A 3,029-nucleotide genomic window follows, 5' to 3' on the forward strand; every position below is an offset into this window, starting at 1 on the left:
CGACTCCACGCCATTGACCTTGATCGAGCCGCTGCGCGTGCCGGTCAGGCCCATGATCGCGCGCAGCGTCGTGGTGCGGCCGGCGCCGTTGCGGCCCAGCAGCGTCACCACTTCGCCGGGTTTCACTTCCAGGTTGACGTCGTGCAGGATGTGCGACTCGCCGTACCAGGCCTTGAGGTTCTTGATTTCAAGTGCCGCCGTTGCCATCAATGCGCTCCTTCCAGTGCGCCCGAGGTGGTGCCCATGTAGGCTTCCATCACCTGGGGGTTCTTCGATACTTCTTCGTAGGTTCCTTCTGCCAGCAGCGCCCCGCGCTGCAGGACCGAAATCTTGTCGCAGATGCCTGCCACCACGCTCATGTTGTGCTCGACCATCAGGATGGTGCGGCCCGCGGAGACTTTCTTGATCAGCTCGGTGACGCGGTGCACGTCTTCGTGGCCCATGCCCTGCGTCGGCTCGTCCAGCAGCATCAGCTCGGGTTCCATCGCCAGCGTGGTGGCGATTTCCAGCGCGCGCTTGCGGCCGTAGGGCAGGTCGACCGTCATGGTGTTGGCGAAACTCTCCAGGTCCACTTCCGCCAGCAGCTCGATGGCGCGGCGGTTCAGTGAAGTCAGGGTCTGCTCGCTCTTCCAGAAATGGAAGGAAGTGCCGAGTGCGCGCTGCAGGCCGATGCGCACGTTTTCCAGCACGGTCAGGTGCGGGAACACGGCGGAGATCTGGAACGAGCGAATCACGCCGCGATGCGCGATCTGTTCCGGCTTGAGCGAGGTGATGTCCTTGCCGTTGTACAGGATCGTGCCCGACGTCGGCGTCAGGAATTTCGTCAGCAGGTTGAAGAACGTCGTCTTCCCTGCACCGTTCGGGCCGATCAGCGCGTGAATCGAGCCGCGACGGACCTTGAAGTTGACGTCGTTCACCGCGATGAATCCCTTGAAACCTTTCGTCAGGTTTCGCGTTTCAAGTATGACTTCGCTTGTCATCCATTTTCTCCAGTGATGCTGCTTCGCTTGGTGCACTTGCGCTCCTGCGCAAATGCGTACATCGGGTTTGCCCCGGCATCACGCCGGGGCGGTATTACAGTCTTCCGGGTTACAACCCTCCACCGCGCGCGACCAGGGTTCGTCGGATTGTCGCGCGCGGCTTGGGTTCGGTCAGTCCGCGATGGTCAGGATGTTGTTCGCGAACGTAATGGCGTTGCCCGATGCCGGGGTGACGGCGATCGGCGGCACGTTGGCCGTAGTGATTGCCGGCGCCGCGCCCGGGGAGCCTCCCCGCGGCGTGGTGCGCACGACCTGGCTGCCCGGCAGCGGTGCATTGCTGTTCAGGTGCGCCCACATCATGTCCAGCGCCTGGTTGAGGTAATAGTGCAGCGGCACCAGCGCCGTGTCGTAGCCCGGCAGGGATCCGATGAAGGCGTCGAAGTGATTGGCGTTGGCGACTTCGATATAACGCGCGTTGGCTGCGGCATTGTTCACATGCATTTTGCCGAAGTAGGCGCGTGCTGCCTGGTTGGTCTGCATCAGCGTATCGCTGCGGCCGGTCACGATGATGGTCGGGCGGCTGCCGACGTTGCCATTGGCTTGCGCCTCGGCCACGCCTTGCCGGATGCGCTGGGACTTGGCAAGCATCTCGCCGGTCAGTGCAGCGCCGGTGACGGCATCGGTGCCGGTCGCAAGCGAACGCAGGCACAGGGCGGAATCGAGCGCCATGTCGGGCAGTCCGGTGGACGGCGACACGGCGAGACGATCCAGCTTCGGGCCGCCGACCGCATCGTTGTAGACGATGTTGATGCCGGCGGTCGGCGGAATGCCGTTGCCCGTGCCGAACAGGGTAGCCTGGGCGGCGCCCTGCGCGATCACGTTACCCGCAGCGTCCGTGTTGGCAAAGCTCAGGCCGCACAGGTTTTCCGTGGCGCCGAAGCGTCCGTAGGCATAGGCATACGTCGTTGCCACTGCCGGTACCGCGAAGCGGTAGTGGGTCAGGTGGAGGATGTCGGTCTCGGGCTCCCAACCGTAGGCGCGCATCTTCGCGAGTGCATCTGCCGCACGCTCTGCCGTCGTCGATCCGGAGAGGAGGTTCTTGTTCGCCAGCCCCGTGCAGCGGGCCTCCATGTTCGCCACCGGCAAGGACGCGGCAAATGCGCTGTTGGGTACGGCCAGCGCTGCGCACGCCTGGTAGACATTGGCGAAGGTGATGTAATCGATCATCGGCTTGCCGACGTTCGTGTACGTCATCGATCCGCGGCGGATGCTCAGGCTCGGCGTTGCTTTGGGCTGCACCTGCGGTTCGGCCACGACGACGGCGTCAATCAAGCCTTCGGTATCCTGCTCGGCTGCGAGCAAGGCAGCACCGGCACCGTTGGATACGCTCGATGCGATCACCAGCGTGTTCGACGGCCCGATCGTGCGGGCCTTGGCACCGGAAGTGCCGATGGCGGTGCCATACTGCTCGTTGAGCACGTAGAACGCGAACTCGACGGCTTGCAGGGTGTTCTTGCCCCAGTCCTTGTCCGGATTCTGCTGGGAGTGCGCATGCTTGTAGGCGACGCGGTTCGGGAACAGCGCGTTGTAGGCGGTGCGCGCCGCGTCGGTGATATTGGCCTTGAACAGCGCCAGGGTGCCGGCGGCTGCAGCATCAGCGGTGGTGCCGTCGATCAGCGTGACCTTGTTGGATTGCAGGTCATGGAAGCCGTTGCCGCTGCCCTTGTCGGTGTAGGCGACGGCGCAGCCGCGCTTGAGGCCCCACTCGCCCGAGGTGCCGATCGCGCCGTAGATGCCGCGCGAACCGGACGAGGTCGCGGTGACGATGCAGGGCTTGGACCGGTCGAAGGTGTCCGGAACCTGCACCATCAGGGTCACGTTCTGCGCCCCGCTGCCGTCGTCGGCGTAAGCGATGAATTCCTTGCCGGCGATCTTGCCGGTGCTGGTCGGCGTCGTGCCCGCATTGGCCACGGTCGGGCCATACAGCGTGCCGAATCCGCCGTTGGCCGTGGTGTCGACCAGCGCGCGATAGTTCTGATGGATGGCGAG

The 3,029-nt window shown here is 64.3% G+C and carries 3 protein-coding genes; all 3 read right to left on the bottom strand.

The features are described from left to right. The coding region (locus VFF99_RS17355) for an ATP-binding cassette domain-containing protein (RefSeq protein ID WP_325020115.1) at positions 1-207 on the bottom strand (207 nt) is incomplete at its 3' end. Then, complete coding sequence (locus tag VFF99_RS17360; protein WP_325020117.1) at positions 207-980, bottom strand: ABC transporter ATP-binding protein; 774 nt, start codon at positions 978-980, stop codon at positions 207-209. The genes VFF99_RS17355 and VFF99_RS17360, both read right to left, overlap by 1 nt. Before the next feature lie 171 nt (positions 981-1,151). Further along, a partial coding sequence (locus VFF99_RS17365; protein WP_325020119.1) for a 3-hydroxybutyrate oligomer hydrolase family protein occupies positions 1,152-3,029 on the bottom strand: 1,878 nt, incomplete at its 5' end.

It is taken from the genome of Noviherbaspirillum sp. (assembly GCF_035654295.1).
Classification (GTDB): domain Bacteria; phylum Pseudomonadota; class Gammaproteobacteria; order Burkholderiales; family Burkholderiaceae_D; genus Noviherbaspirillum.